A 14,124-nucleotide genomic window follows, 5' to 3' on the forward strand; every position below is an offset into this window, starting at 1 on the left:
GCGCCTTTCGTCATCGACCCCTCCCGCATATTTTTCTTGTTTGGCGGCGCTGGACAAGCCGCGGAAGCGGGCGCAGTCTGATGGAAAGGGTTGCGGCTCGCAACTTACCTTTACGTAAACGTGAGCGCTTATTATAAGGCGCCATTGCCCGTGGGAGAATCATAATGGACATGGAATTCAGCCCCGAAGACCTCGCCTTCCAGCGAGAAGTGCGCGAGTTCATCGCGGAACATTACCCCGACGAACTGCGCGGAAAGCAGGATGAAGGCGAAGAGCTTTCCAAGGAGGATTTCCTCGCCTGGCACAAGGTTCTCTACAAAAAGGGCTGGGTCGCCCCCGCGTGGCCCGTCGAATATGGCGGCACCGGCTGGACCCCCACGCAGCGCTTTATCTTCTCCGAAGAAACCGCACGCGCCGACTGCATCCGTTTGATGCCTTTCGGCCTCGCGATGGTCGGGCCGGTGATCTACACTTTCGGTACGCCCGAACAGAAAGCCTATTTCCTGCCGCGCATCCTGTCGGGCGAGGATTGGTGGTGCCAGGGCTATTCGGAGCCGGGCTCGGGCTCTGACCTTGCGTCGCTCCGCACGACGGCCGTGCCCGACGGCGACGATTATCTCGTCAACGGCCAGAAGACCTGGACGACGATGGCGCAGCATGCCGACTGGGGCTTTTTCCTTGTCCGCACCGACAAGGAAGCCAAGCAACAGGAGGGGATCAGCTTCCTCCTCATCGACATGAAGTCGCCCGGCATCACCGTGCGTCCGATCATCACGCTCGGCGGCGAGCATGAAGTCAACGAAGTGTGGCTCGAGGATGTCCGCGTCCCGCAATCGCAACGCGTCTATGAAGAGAATAAGGGCTGGACCTGCGCCAAATTCCTGCTTGCGCACGAGCGCACCGGGATTGCCGGCGTCGCGGCGTCGAAGCGCGGCGTCGAGAAGGTCAAGGCCATCGCGCGCACCGAACTCGACGGCGACAAGCCCTTGTTGTCGAACCCCTTTTTCAAGCGTAAAATTGCCGAGCTCGAAATCGACCTGACCGCGCTGGAATTCACCGAGCTGCGCAGCCTTGCCGGCGCGAACGCAGGCAAGGGTCCGGGACCCGAATCGAGCCTGCTCAAGATCAAGGGGTCGGAGATTCAGCAGCGGCTGACCGAGCTCAGCCTGGAAGCCGTCGGCCACTATGGCGCGCCCTATTTCCGCGGTTTCGGCGAAGGCGACAACGAGCATCCGATCGGCCCCGACTACGCGCATCGCGCGGCGCCAAGCTATTTCAACATGCGCAAAACCACGATCTATGGCGGGTCGAACGAGATCCAGCGCAACATCATCGCGAAGATGGTTTTGGGATTGTGATCCCAAGGCCACCCCGGACGTGATCCGGGGTCTCCATCGGCCTTGAACGCCGTTTGCGACAATGGGCCCCGGCGTTCGCCGGGGAACACGGAAAGAGACTAGAACAATGGATTTCACCTACACCGAAACGCAGGACATGATCCGCGATACGCTGTCGCGCTTCCTGGCCGACACCTATGATTTCGAAACGCGCCAGAAGTTCACCAACAGCGATGCGGGCCGTGACCCTGCGATCTGGACCGCGCTGGCACAGGAACTCGGCATGCTCGGCGCGGCCTTCGCCGAAGAGCATGGCGGCCTGGGCGGCGGTGCGCTGGAAAATGCGATCGTGATGGAGGAACTCGGCAAGGTGCTGGGCATAGAGCCCTATCTGCCGACCGTCGTAATCGCCGGCGGCGCGCTGAAAGCTGTGGGCGGCGCACAGGCCGACAAATTCATCCCCGAGATCATCGCGGGCAACGTCATCGTCGCCTTTGCCTATGCCGAGCCGCAGGGCCGCTACGACCTGGCGAACCTGCGCACCACCGCAAAGAAGGACGGCGAGGGCTATGTGCTGAACGGCCACAAGGGCGTGGTCTATGCCGCGCCGTGGGCGACGCATCTGCTCGTCACCGCGCGGACCGGCGGCAGCCAGCGCGACCGCGAAGGCGTGTCGCTGTTCCTGATCGACGCCAATCTGCCGGGCATCGTCCGCCGCGACTATCCGACAGTCGACGGCAGCCGCGCCTCGGAAATCTATTTCGAGAATGTTGCGATCCCTGGCGATGCGCTGCTTGGCGGTGAAGGCGCCGCGTTGCCGCTGATCGAGCAGATCGTCGACGAAGCGATTGTCGCCACCTGCGCCGAGGCGACCGGCGTGATGCAGAAGCTGCACGAAGGCACGCTGGAATATACCCAGCAGCGCAAGCAGTTCGGCGTGCCGATCGCAAAGTTCCAGGTGTTGCAGCACCGCATGGTCGACATGTTCATGGAGGTCGAGCAGGCGCGGTCGATGACGATCATGGGCACATTGAAACTCGACCTGCCCGCGAACGAGCGCATGGCGGCGGTCTCCGCGGCGAAGAACAAGGTCGCGCGCGGCGCGAACTTCGTCGGCCAGAACGCCATCCAGACGCACGGCGGCATCGGCATAACGCAGGAGCTGGCGATCGGCCATTATTTCAAGCGCGCGACGATGATCGAAGGCCAGTTCGGCAGCGCCGACTATCACATGGACCGGTACGAGCGGATCACGCTCGCCGATTGATCCTTCAAGCCGTCGGCGGGGTCAGTAGCTTACGTCGACGGCGATCCGGATGGTGCGGGGGCGGAGCGGAGTCATATAGCCGGCGCCGCCCTCCACGAAAGGCGTCCCCAGCGCGAACCGGTTGCCGCGCGCGTCGAACAGGTTCGTCAGCGTCACCGACAAGCCGCGATGCTCTGTCCCAAGGCGCATCGCCAGCCCCGTGTCGACATAATCGCCCTGTCCCTCGCCGAGTACGGGGCCGATCCCCAGCCGCGACGGGCCGACATAATTCGCCCAGCCATTGACGCGCACCTCGGCCCCGCTTCCGACCGGCGCCACATAGGTCACGGAGCCGCGCACGGCATGGCTCGCGACATTCGGAATGCGGCCAAGGCGCCCCGGGCTTGCCGCAAAGACCGGCAATATCTGGGCCGACAGTTCATCGACGCGGCTGTGGTTATAGACGGCGCCCAGATCGAAGGAGAGCGGCGGGATCGGCCGGAAGGCCAGCGCGCCCGAAATACTCGTGATACGCCCGTCACCGATATTGGCCGTCGTCGGGAACCCGTTGCTGTCGATGAAGTCGGCCTGGATATCGCGCCAGCGCGTGTGCGATAGCGAGATGTTGGCGTCGAAGGGTGTGCGGCCCTTTTCGCCGAAGCGCACACCGCCCTCCCAGGTTTTGACCTGGTCGTTGCGGAACCGGCGCACGAAATTGCCGTCGACCGCCAGCCCGCCCGGGCGAAAGCCTTCCTGATAGCGCGCATAGATGCGAACATTGTCCAACGGGATCGCAAGCAACGAGGCGGAAGGGAGGAGATCGGTTTCGGTGCGATGCGCGGTCGTAGCGCGTCCGGCGAGCGCTACCGCGAAAGGCACACCCTCGGCCGCGCCGCCGAGCCGCGCGTGCGAAATACGCGCGCCCGCCGACGCCATCAGGCCGCGCGCCAGTTCGACCGACCCTTCGGCATAGCCCGTATATTCCCTGATCTCGTTGGTCACGCCCGGAACGATCGCGCGGAAATTGGAAATGACGAATTCGCGCTGTTGCCGTGTGCTGTTGTCGACGAAGCTGGTACCAATCACCCATCCGAAACCATCGACGAACGGCCGCGACAGGCGGGTCTCGCTGACGAACATGCGCGTTCGGTTATGTTGGTCGAGAATGCGCGGCGTTTCGCCAGGTTTTCCGGCATCGAAGCGCTCGAACAGCCGGTGGCTGACGAAAGCGTTCGACGTCTGGAAATGCAGCCCGTCCCAGTCCTTTTGGACCACGACGGTACCAAGCCCATAGCGCGCCTTCGCATTCTGCTCGACGAGGGACTGGCGCGTCAGCGGCGGCGCGTCCTTGTCGGCATATTGCGCATCGTCCGACGTAATGGCCTGATAGACGCCGCCGAGGTCGACGGTCCAATTGTCACCGGCCTCGAAGCGGAAGCCGCCGCGACCGCCCCACACATGCACGCGGTTGACATCATTCTGTCCCAGCAGCGGGTTGTCGATATATCCGCCGTCGGTCAGCATATAGCCGACGAGGCGCAGCGCATGGCCATCGTCGCCGACGGGCAGGTTGACGATGGCTGCGATGTCACCACCCGGGTCGCCGTGCTGCGTCGCCGAGATGCCTGCGATCGCCTGAAGCTTCATGTCGCGCGGGTCGGGCGCCTTCGGAACCGACCGAATGATCCCGCCAAGCGAGCCCGCGCCATAGAGCGTGCCCTGCGGCCCTTCGAGGACTTCGACGCTGTCGATATCATAGAGGCGCAGATCGGGATCGGGCGCGTTGTACGTCAGGCGGATGTCGCCAAGATATTGCCCAACGGTCGCCTGCGTCGGCCCGGTGAAGCTTGAATCGGCGATGCCGCGGATGAACAGCTTGTTCCGCCCCGATCCCAAATGGGTCGAAGAGATGGTCGCGACGCGCGACAGGATCGAATCCATGCCGCGCTCGCCGCCAAACGCCAAATCGTCGCCATCCAGACGGGTGGCGACGCCAGCAAAGCGCGAATAGGGCAGGTCGGTCTTGGACGCGGTGACGACGATCTCGTCCTGCTCCGCCGCGATCAAATCATGGACCGGTTCGCGTGCCCGCAGTTGCGGCGCGTTTGACGGAGCGGGGGCGCGGCGGACGAGCCGGGCCGCGGGCGGGCGTCGTTCGATCCGCCAGCTTGTCGCGCTGACCCGCACAACGCGCGCATCGGTTCCTGCCAGCATGCGCCTGATTGCCGCCTCGACACTCATCCGACCTTTTACGGGTTTGACTTCTGCCTGCCACAGGCGCCCATCGACAACGCTGATGCTGACGCCAGCCTGACGGCTGAGCTGCGGGAGGCTCGCGGACAAGGCGCCGCGCGGCACGTCGAACACGCGTTCCTCCGCCGCCTGGACCTGAACGGGCAGGCTCAGCAGCACGAGCGCCAGCGCCGAGGCGTGCCCCCGCTTCATCCTAGCGCGTCAACACCCAGCCATCGCCGCGCTTTTCGGCCCGCATGCCCGACAGCGCGGCCAGGTCGGCAACGGTGCGACCGCGGTCCTGGTCGACGATCAACGCCCCGCGGAAAGACTGGCCCGCCGCTTCGGGTGCGATGCTGACCTCGATGCCGGCCGTCCGTTTGAGGTCTTCGGCGACGACCGTCAGTGGCGCGTCGCTATAGACCAACAGGCCCGTCCGCCAGCCGCCGACGTTGGCGACGTCGATGGCTCGGACTTTCGGCGGCCTGGCGTCATTGTCGCCGGCGTCGATCGCCTGTCCAGCCGCGACACGGACCTTGTCGCGACCGGGATTGTAGAGGACGACACCTTCGGACACGGCAACCGACGTCTGGCGACCGGCGCGCACAACGTTGAAGGCAGTGCCCAGATCGACGATGCGCGACGCACCCGCCTCGACCACGAAGGGGTCTTTTTCGCGGTGGACGACATGGAACATTGCCTCGCCCGATTCGAGTCGGGCAAAGCGTGGTCGGTCCTTGTCGAGCGTGAGGACCGAAGCGCCGTTTATCTCGATCTTCGAACCGTCGGCGAGTTCCACCGTCCGATGTTCTCCGGCAGCGGTCTCGATGCGGCTCGCGTCGGCGAACAGGCCCAGGTTGGGAAGCAAAATGGCCGCCACAAGCGCGGCTGCGATCGCGCCGCCGAACCAGCCCCGCCGCGATGGGCGAAGCGGTTCGGGGGGATTGATGGCGACCGAAGGCCGTGTTTCGGGCGGCAGCGCATCCAAATCCTGGTCGAGCGCCGCCAGCGCGTCATAGATCGATGCATGCGCCGCGTCGGCGGCCAGCCAATCGGTGAAGCCGTCCCAATCGGCAAACGCCGGATCGCGCTGCCGGATAATCCAGTCGATCGCTTGCGCTTCGACGGCAGTTTTCGCGTCAAGCATCGAACTGCCTCCGGACTATCGCTATGGCCGCGTATACTTTGCGCAGATCGGCTTCGACCGTGCTGAGGCTGATGCCCATCTCGTTGGCAATCTCTCGTTGCTGGATGCCGTCCATTCGGAAGCGGCGAAAGACGCGCGCCGGACGTTCGCCGGCCTGGGCAATTGCCTGTTCGACAATCGCCAGTTGCTCGCGCGCAATCAGTTGGCGCTCCGCTGAAGGGCCCGTGCCCTCGGTTGCGTCACTCCACGCCTTGTCGCGCAGGCTGCCCTGCCGCGCCGACCGGTAGCGGTCGAGCATCAGATTGTTCGCCGCGCGCATGACATAGGGAAGGGGGTCGGCGATCGGGCCCGTCAGGCGCTCGGTCAAGCGCATCCAAAGATCCTGGAAAATATCCTCGGCCGCGTCGCCTGCACCGCGCACTTTCAGAAAGCGCACGATACGGTCGCGATTGGCGAGCAATACGCCTTCGATGCCTTGAACGGCGTCGGTTCGATCACTCGCCTGGGTCATGGATTGTTTGCTTTGGAACGCCATCTTCTGTTGGCGCGCGCTCCAATGTCGCGCCCCATCCGGCCCCCTGATGACGCCGCCATATAGCGGGAAGCGTCGTTCATGCAACCGCGACGACGCGCCGCGTTCCGGTGCAGTCGGCCAACTATCTGAAAAGGGGCGAACCAATGACCGCATTTGCGTCTTTCATGAATGGCCATAGCAAGGGGGAGGCGGGGGTAGGGGTGCCTCCCCCCTGCTGCGGGCCAGCCGAGGGGGCTAGAGACCGACCCGCAGGCTCGCACGGAAAGCCCAGCCGATATGGCTCTGCTGTTCTTCCGCGGACACTTCACCGGCAATCTGGAAAGCCGAATTGCCGGCGATGCCACGGAAACGGCCGACCCAGCCGCTCGTGCGATCGTCAGGAGTGAGCGTGAACGGAGTGCCGTCCTTGAATGACGCGGTCGTCATGCCCAGGTTGCCGCTCACGATCTGGCGGCGGCCGCCTTCGAGCTCGATGCGCGTCCAGCCATCATACTCGTCCGAGCCGCCAAACTGTACGCCCGCCGTGACCGTACCCGACACCGACAACTCGTCGCTGTCGCGGCCAAGGACGTTGAGGTCGAGCGCGTTGCCGCCACCCGTTTCTTGGTACCCGTCTTCCTTCAGCTTGAAGTAATCCACCGCGACCATCGGGCGCAGTGTAATGCCACCGACCTCGGCATCCTTGGCGACCGAGCCGGAGGCCGACCAGAGCGTCGCGTCCCATTTGCCCTTCATCGTCTTTTCGATCTGCTCGGCGCCGTTCTGGGCGCGGAAGATGCGTGTGCCCTTCAGGCTGATCGGTGCGCCCGACACGCGGGCGTTGGCCATCCAGCCCTTCGATTCCAGGCGCCAGTGCAACGCGCCCTCGAACTGGCTCGACGTGACTTCGCTTTCATTGCTGCTGTTGCCGTCCTTGCCGTTGAGGAAAGCGACCGAGCCGCCGAAGTTGCCGATGTCCGATTTGATTTCGCCACCCAGCGAAATGCCCCAGCCGTTGACGTCATAGCCTGCGGTGTCGCCGACACCCTTCGACGTCCCCCAGACTGCCTGGTTGACCCAGTACCGCCACTTGCCCTGATCCTGATACGGCGCGTTAGGGTCCTGCAAATAACGCGACAAAGCGCGCGAACCCGAGGTGACGGTTTCAAACACACCGCCCTCATGTTCGGGAAGCATCTGGCTCAGCTGGCTGCGGAACTGTTCGCCATCGGTAATGGCGAGGAACACATCCTCGATCTTCTGGTCCGCCGATACGGCATCAATCACGGCATCGAACGCGCCGCCTTCGGACCGGTTGAGGCCAAGATCGACGGTGCTCTTGCGGGTCACATTGACCAGCAGTTGGTTCGCGTTCGCGGTCAGCGTGCCCTTGTAGAGGAACGGCAGCAGCGTCGAAGTGGCTGTCAGGTTGCTCGCGCCGGTCAGCGTGCCTGCGGTCAGAACGACATGATTGCCCTCGGCACTTTCGATGTCCTTGATCTTGAGGATCAGCTTCGATTCCGCACCGAAGCTCGCCGCGCCCGAGACGTTGAGCGCCGTGCCGTCCGACCCGCCGTCGAGCAGCACTGCGAGCGAGCCCTTGTTCGTGACCGCCAGCGACGAGATGGTCGCAGCGCCGCCGACGTCGAACGTCCCGGCATCGACCGAAACGGCCAGACCCGACGCGTTCATCAGCTTGCCCGCGAAGCGCGACGTGCCGGCGATTGTCAGCGTATCAGCGCCGCCACCAAAATCGGCGGTCCCGCTGAACACCGAGGTACCGGCAAGCGACAGCGTATCGCTACCCGCGCCGAACTTCGCGAGACCGGCATAGGTCGCGTCGCCCGACAGCGACAGGCGGTTGTTGCCCGCACCGAAATAGCTGTTTCCCTTCACCGAGCCGTCGGCGATGTCGAACACATCGTTGCCGCCACCAAAGCGGACGTCACCGACGATGCTCGGCGCCGCTACGCCCGACGCGACCGCCGTTTGCTTGACGGTCGTGCCCGCGTTGTTCGCCGACAGGTCGATGGCGACATTTCGGTCCGACGTTGCCAGCGCGCCGGTGGCGCTGATGGTGCCGCTGTTCTCGACCGTCGTGACCGTGCCCGACAGATCGACGATGGCGCGCGCAGTGCCGTTGTCGCCGCCGGCCTTGGCGGTGATGGCGCCGCTGTTGCGGATCAGCGGAAGAATTCCGCCGGTTTCGACGAGGATCGCCGTGGCCATCGCGCCGGCGGTGCTGCCGCCCGCTGCCTCGACCTTGCCTGCAACGCGAATCTCGGGCGTCGTCGCGCCGCTGCCGACACGGATCGCCGTTGCCGATGCGCCATTGGACACCGCCGAAACGCTCCCGCCGATTCCGACGCCGCCGGCGATCGTCACATTGCGGCCCATGCCGCCGAACTGGATCGCGGTCGCATCCTTGCCGGCGTAGAGGCCGTTGCCTACGACCGAACCATCGACGATCAGGCCAAGACCCGTACCGGTACCCGCGACTGCGCCGATGGTGATATCCTGCGTCGAAGATCCGATGCGAAGCGCAGGCGCCGAGCCGAAGGACCGGATCGCGCCGGTTCCTTCCTTGTCATCGTCGATGCCGTCCTTGTCCTCATCCTTGTCGTCGGGCTTCGTGTCCTTCGGCGGAACGGCGACGACGATGCCGCCTGCGACATTGCCCTCGACCGACAGCGCCGGGCCGCCGATCAGCAGATCGTCGGCGTCGAGCTTCGACGGATCGGCAGGCGCGGTCGTGTAGCGATAGCCCGAGGCGGTCAGGGTACCCTGAACCACGAGAGCGCCGCTGATATTGCCGGCAAGGCGGGCGGCCGTCGCATTTTCGCCGATCGCCGTGATCGTGCCAGCCAACCTGACGTTGCCGGTGACATTCTGCAATCCGACGCCGAGCGCATTGGTACCGAGGACAGCAATCGTGCCATTGTTCGCAAAATCGCCGGTCAGCGGGCCGCCTAGGCGGATACCAGCCGAATTATTGCCTTCGACCGTGATTTCGCCATTGTTGACGATATTGCCGGTGAAGGCGCCGCCGGTCGCGATGCCGGTGCGACCCGTTCCGACGGCGAACGGGCCTTCGATGTCGCCGTCATTGTCGATATCGGTGGGCGCATAGCTTTCGTCGATGATGATCTTGGCGCCCGCGGCGTTGGTGATGCCGCCAGTCGCGCCGGCGTTGGCGAAGATGCCGGTCGCGCCGTCGCTATTTGTGATCTGGATCGTGCCTTCGTTCGCGACCTTGTGGTTGCTGTCGATCGTGACTGCAGTGCCGCTGGTCGGCTTCACCGAACCTGCCGACGTGATCTTGATGTCGTCGGCAGCGCCTGACTTGATCGTCGAGGTGCGCACCGGCGTCGTTGCTGCGGTGGTGATGGTGGTTTCGGCGCGCACGGGCGTCGAAAGAAGCGCGGCCACACAGGTGGAGGCCAGCAAAGTCTTGCGCATGAAATTCCCTTTATGATTTCGCCGGGTCGGTTCCCGGAACCGATCACAAGACGGACACCCCTTCGGTCAGCCTTGGAAAATTTCGGAGATGGCTGCATTTGACCGCAAGAAACGGGGCGCCGAGTACAGGAGAAGGCGCTTAGAACGCGCTTTCGAAACCAGATCGAAGGGACCGCCGTGCTTTCCGAGACCCGCGCCGCAATGCTAGACCGTGACGCCATGGCTGCCGATATGGCGCGGCAAGGATGGCATGTTTTGCCGCAGGTGCTGGACCCGACCGACTGCTCTGCATTCCGCGGCGCCTATGACGACGACGCTTGGTATCGCAGAACGGTGGTGATGCAGCGGCACGGGTTCGGCCGCGGCGAGTACCGCTATTTTCGTTACCCGCTTCCCGATCGCCTCGCGACATTACGCGAAGCCTTTTACCCACCGCTAGCCCACTTGGCGAACGAGTGGGCCGGGCAATTGGGCAGGGCGCAACTGTATCCGGGCGATCACGCCACCTATCTCGCCCAATGCGCGCTGGCGGGACAGTCGCGACCGACGCCGCTGATCCTGCGCTATCGTGTCGGCGATTATAACTGCCTCCATCAGGATCTGTACGGCGCTGAGCATTTCCCATTCCAGATCGCGATCCTGCTGTCGCAGCCTGGCGAAGACTTTGAAGGCGGTGAGTTTGTCATCGTCGAGCAGCGCCCGCGCATGCAGTCGCGCGCGCATGTCGTGCCGCTGCGGCAGGGCGACGCCATCGTCTTCGCCGTCAACGAAGCTCCCCGCGCCGGGACGCGCGGTACCTATCGCGTCAAACTTCGCCACGGCGTCAGCGAAGTCCGCGCCGGTGAGCGATTCACGCTGGGCGTGATTTTTCACGATGCCAGTTGAATGGCGGACAGGGTGGGATTCGAACCCACGGTGAGCTTGCACCCACGGCGGTTTTCAAGACCGCTGCCTTAAACCACTCGGCCACCTGTCCGCTGGCGCCGCCATAGCGCGCGCATATCCGGCAGCAAGCAAAACTTGTCCGGCTCGATCCATCGCGCTTATGACTCGGCCCGTCCCGCCGCGGCGCCGTCGGGGGGTGGCCAAGGCGCGTGCATCTGTGTCAGACAATCCGTATGGGGTGGGACATGACACGCGCTAGAGGTTTCAGAATCGGACGTCTTTTCGGGCTTGCAGGTGTGATCCTGTCCGCCTGGACGATGGCTGCATCGGCTCCGCTCCACGCCCAGAGCGACACCGGCTTTGCCGCCTATGTCCAGTCGCTCTGGCCAAAGGCGCAGGCGCGCGGTGTCACGCGCGCAACCTTCGACCGCGTTACCGCGGGGCTCAACTACAACGCCCGCGTTGTCGCGCTCGACCGCGACAATCTGGGCGCGCCGCCGAGCAATGACTCGCCGATTCCCAATTTCGCGCCCTACAAGGCAAAGCATGTCGATGCGTCGCGCATCAACGGCGGCCGCCGCGTCCACGACCGGCTGCTGCCAATGCTCTCGCGCATCGAACAACACACCGGCGTGCCGACGAGCATCATGATTGCCATCTTTGGCCACGAAACCGCCTATGGCGCCGTCACCGGCAATTTCGACCTGCCCGAAGCACTCGCGACGCTCGCTTATGAAGGCCGCCGCCGCAGCCTGTTCGAACCCGAATTCATCGCGACGCTCGAGATGGTCCAAAAGGGCGTGCCACGCGATGTTCTGAAGGGCAGCTGGGCTGGCGCCTTCGGTTATCCGCAATTCCTGCCCTCGGTCTATCTGCAGGTCGCCGAGGACGGCGACGGCGACGGCGTTGCGCGGATCTGGTCGAGCGAAGCCGACGCCATCGAATCGATCGGCGCCTATCTCCGCCGCGCCGGCTGGCGTGCGGGGCAGCCGTGGGGCGTCGCAGTGAGCGTACCGGGCGGCTTCAACCGCAGCGCGATGGCGAGCCGCCTGCAACCGACGCGCTGCCCGCGCGTGTTCGCGCGCTACAGCCGATGGCGCAGCATGGCCGAATGGCGCGCGGACGGTTTTCAGCCACTGAACGGGCGCTGGCCGGACGGGCAGATACAGGCCACCTTGCTCGAGCCCGATGGTCCGGGAAAAACCGCCTATTTGCTGACCGGTAACTATCGTGCGATATTGGACTATAATTGTTCCAATTTTTACGCACTTTCAGTGGGGTTGCTGGCGGATGAAATCGATCGTTAGGGGCGGGGGCCTGGCTATTGGAGCAGCATTGCTGCTGAGTGGCTGCGGAATTTTTGACGGCAAGCGCGAGGGCGGCCCGGCCGCAGGACCAGCGCCTGCACCGGCCAGCGACCTGGTCAGCGACACGCCCGTCAAAGTCGGCGACCCCTATATGATCGGCGGCGCAACCTACACGCCTGCTGACATCCCGGACTATGACGATGTCGGCTATGCGAGCTGGTATGGCGAGGAGCTTGCTGGAAAACCGACCGCCAACGGGGAAATTTTCAATCCAGGCGGCATCAGCGCGGCGCACAGGACGCTCCCGCTGCCAAGCTATGTCGAAGTCACGGCGCTCGACACCGGGCGCACGATTCTGGTTCGCATCAACGATCGCGGGCCGATGGTCAGCGACCGCTTGATCGACCTGTCGCGCGGCGCTGCCGAGCAGCTTGGCATCACCGGGGGAACAGCCGCGGTGCGGGTGCGTCGGACCAATCCGCCGTTGGCCGAACGCGCGCAGCTCCGCGCCGGGCAACCGGTGCCCGAACGGATCGCAACGCCGGATTCGTTGCTCGCGATCCTGCGCAACAAACTGAAAGCAATCACCGCGCCGAAGGGCGCCGTCGTCGCCCAGCCCGCGGCGCCGATTGCGTCGGGAGGAGCCAAACCCGGCGACGATCGTCTTGTCGTCGAGGGACCCGGCGCCACGAAAGTCGGCATAAAGCCCGCGGCCAAGCCTGTCGCTGCGGCGAAGCCGGCCCCCGCGAGACCCACGCCTGCTGCAAAGCCCGCGCCCAAGCCGGCCACCGTAAGCGGCCCTTACGCAGTACAGGTCGGAGCCTTCAGCAGCGAAGCCAATGCCAACGCGGCCGCCAAGTCCGTCGGCGGCAGCGTCGCCAGGGCCGGCAAATTGTGGCGCGTCCGCATGGGCCCCTTTGCAAATGATGCTGACGCAAAGGCCGCGCTCGCCAACGCGAAAGCCAGGGGATTCCGCGACGCGGCGGTCGTTCACGATTGATGATGCGCCGCGCGAGCACAATCGGCGCCAAGACAGCCGGTGCGGCGCTCGCGGCCATGGTCCTCGTCATAGCTCCGCCCGCCGCGTCGGCAGGTGACGCGCGGCTCAAAGCGGCCCCGGTGGCGCGCGCCGCCTATGTTACTCAGGCCCCCATTGTGATGCTGAAGGACCTGGATTCGGGCCAGATTCTCTATTCGCGCGGCGCCGATAAACGTTTCGCCCCCGCGTCGATGACCAAGGTGATGACGGCCTATGTCGTGCTCGACCTGATCAAGAAGGGGCAGCTTTCGCGCAACCAACAGCTCACCGTCGACGAAGCGACGTGGAAGAAGTGGAGCCTCCGTCCCGCCGGATCGTCGATGTTCCTGCGCGCGGGCGAGAAAGTATCGGTCGATAATCTGCTCAAGGGCCTGATCACCGTATCTGGAAATGATGCCGCGTCGGTTCTGGCGATAGGGATCGATGGAAGCGAAGATGCTTTTGTTATCCGGATGAATGCAGTGGCGGCCAGACTTAAAATGACGTCGAGTAATTTCGGAACGCCGAGCGGGTGGCCCGACGGCGGCGTGACCAAGGTCAGCGCCGGCGATCTGATCATTCTCGCCGACCGGCTGATCCGCGATCACCCCGGCGGTTATGCCCGCTATTTTTCGATCCCGAAGCTTCAGTATGGAACGGCGCCCGACGGCAAGCCGATCGTCCAGTCGAATCGCAACCCGATTCTGGGCCGGTTTGTCGGCGCCGACGGGCTCAAGACAGGGCACACATCCGAAGCCGGTTATTGTTTTCTCGGCTCTGCGAAACGCGACGGGCGGCGACTGATCATGGTCGTCGCAGGGCTGCCGAGCGAAAAGGCGCGCCGTGACGAGGCGGAAAAGCTTATGGCATGGGGCTTCGAGCCCGCGGCGACGATGGGCCGCGCGGGGGCCTCGAAAGGCAAGAAGGCAGCGGTGACGCCGTGATGACAAAGGCCCTCCGGACGGCTACCGCCGAACGA

Annotated in this window: 10 protein-coding genes and 1 tRNA gene; 6 read left to right on the forward strand and 5 right to left on the reverse strand. The window is 64.4% G+C overall.

The features are described 5' to 3' along the window. Positions 1–164: 164 nt before the first annotated feature. Complete coding sequence (locus ACO055_RS03235; RefSeq protein ID WP_422061176.1) at positions 165–1,358, forward strand: acyl-CoA dehydrogenase family protein; 1,194 nt, start codon at positions 165–167, stop codon at positions 1,356–1,358. A 106-nt stretch (positions 1,359–1,464) separates the two neighbouring features. Beyond that, a complete protein-coding gene (locus tag ACO055_RS03240) occupies positions 1,465–2,604 on the forward strand; it encodes an acyl-CoA dehydrogenase family protein (RefSeq protein ID WP_422061177.1) in 1,140 nt (379 codons plus the stop codon). A gap of 21 nt (positions 2,605–2,625) precedes the next feature. Here the strand turns inward: ACO055_RS03240 and ACO055_RS03245 are convergent, their stop codons facing one another. From ACO055_RS03245 to ACO055_RS03260, 4 genes are all read right to left on the reverse strand, one after another. Then, positions 2,626–5,028: a TonB-dependent receptor gene (locus tag ACO055_RS03245; RefSeq protein ID WP_422061178.1), complete on the reverse strand. Its 2,403-nt coding sequence runs from the start codon at positions 5,026–5,028 to the stop codon at positions 2,626–2,628. Position 5,029: 1 nt separating this feature from the next. Then, positions 5,030–5,962: a FecR family protein gene (locus ACO055_RS03250; RefSeq protein ID WP_422061179.1), complete on the reverse strand. Its 933-nt coding sequence runs from the start codon at positions 5,960–5,962 to the stop codon at positions 5,030–5,032. Further along, entirely contained in the window at positions 5,955–6,641 is a 687-nt protein-coding gene (locus ACO055_RS03255; RefSeq protein WP_422061180.1) for a sigma-70 family RNA polymerase sigma factor, read from the reverse strand. The genes ACO055_RS03250 and ACO055_RS03255 overlap by 8 nt, the downstream gene beginning before the upstream one ends. A 90-nt stretch (positions 6,642–6,731) precedes the next feature. After that, a complete protein-coding gene (locus ACO055_RS03260; protein WP_422061181.1) occupies positions 6,732–9,935 on the reverse strand; it encodes an autotransporter outer membrane beta-barrel domain-containing protein in 3,204 nt (1,067 codons plus the stop codon). 219 nt (positions 9,936–10,154) lie between these two features. Here ACO055_RS03260 and ACO055_RS03265 point away from each other — a divergent pair, with 219 nt between their 5' ends. Further along, positions 10,155–10,820 carry a 2OG-Fe(II) oxygenase gene (locus ACO055_RS03265; protein ID WP_422061182.1) on the forward strand — a complete coding sequence of 222 codons (666 nt, stop codon included), beginning with the start codon at positions 10,155–10,157 and terminating at the stop codon, positions 10,818–10,820. A gap of 1 nt (position 10,821) precedes the next feature. On the opposite strand, the gene ACO055_RS03270 is transcribed toward ACO055_RS03265, so the two are convergent. After that, positions 10,822–10,911, reverse strand: a tRNA-Ser gene (locus ACO055_RS03270). A 226-nt stretch (positions 10,912–11,137) separates the two neighbouring features. Here ACO055_RS03270 and ACO055_RS03275 point away from each other — a divergent pair. Genes ACO055_RS03275 through ACO055_RS03285 form a run of 3 tightly spaced genes read left to right on the forward strand, consistent with a single transcriptional unit; the run spans position 11,138 to position 14,089 of the window. Then, positions 11,138–12,127, forward strand: a complete 990-nt coding sequence (locus tag ACO055_RS03275) for a lytic murein transglycosylase (protein WP_422061183.1) — start codon at positions 11,138–11,140, stop codon at positions 12,125–12,127. After that, the gene (locus ACO055_RS03280; protein WP_422061184.1) at positions 12,111–13,127 is read left to right on the forward strand and encodes a septal ring lytic transglycosylase RlpA family protein; all 1,017 of its coding nucleotides are present in this window, start codon (positions 12,111–12,113) and stop codon (positions 13,125–13,127) included. Before ACO055_RS03275 ends, ACO055_RS03280 begins: the two co-directional genes overlap by 17 nt. Then, positions 13,127–14,089, forward strand: a complete 963-nt coding sequence (locus tag ACO055_RS03285; RefSeq protein ID WP_422061185.1) for a D-alanyl-D-alanine carboxypeptidase family protein — start codon at positions 13,127–13,129, stop codon at positions 14,087–14,089. Before ACO055_RS03280 ends, ACO055_RS03285 begins: the two co-directional genes overlap by 1 nt. The last annotated feature ends 35 nt before the right edge of the window (positions 14,090–14,124 follow it).

Origin of the sequence: Sphingopyxis sp., assembly GCF_965227415.1 — a bacterium.
GTDB lineage: Bacteria > Pseudomonadota > Alphaproteobacteria > Sphingomonadales > Sphingomonadaceae > Sphingopyxis.

Coding starts and splice junctions, on each gene's coding strand:
- ACO055_RS03275 (WP_422061183.1), top strand. CDS start 11,138: ATGGCTGCATCGGCTCCGCTCCACGCCCAGAGCGACACCGGCTTTGCC.
- ACO055_RS03285 (WP_422061185.1), top strand. CDS start 13,127: ATGATGCGCCGCGCGAGCACAATCGGCGCCAAGACAGCCGGTGCGGCG.
- ACO055_RS03250 (WP_422061179.1), bottom strand. CDS start 5,962: ATGCTTGACGCGAAAACTGCCGTCGAAGCGCAAGCGATCGACTGGATT.
- ACO055_RS03260 (WP_422061181.1), bottom strand. CDS start 9,935: ATGCGCAAGACTTTGCTGGCCTCCACCTGTGTGGCCGCGCTTCTTTCG.
- ACO055_RS03245 (WP_422061178.1), bottom strand. CDS start 5,028: ATGAAGCGGGGGCACGCCTCGGCGCTGGCGCTCGTGCTGCTGAGCCTG.
- ACO055_RS03280 (WP_422061184.1), top strand. CDS start 12,111: ATGAAATCGATCGTTAGGGGCGGGGGCCTGGCTATTGGAGCAGCATTG.
- ACO055_RS03240 (WP_422061177.1), top strand. CDS start 1,465: ATGGATTTCACCTACACCGAAACGCAGGACATGATCCGCGATACGCTG.
- ACO055_RS03235 (WP_422061176.1), top strand. CDS start 165: ATGGACATGGAATTCAGCCCCGAAGACCTCGCCTTCCAGCGAGAAGTG.
- ACO055_RS03265 (WP_422061182.1), top strand. CDS start 10,155: ATGGCTGCCGATATGGCGCGGCAAGGATGGCATGTTTTGCCGCAGGTG.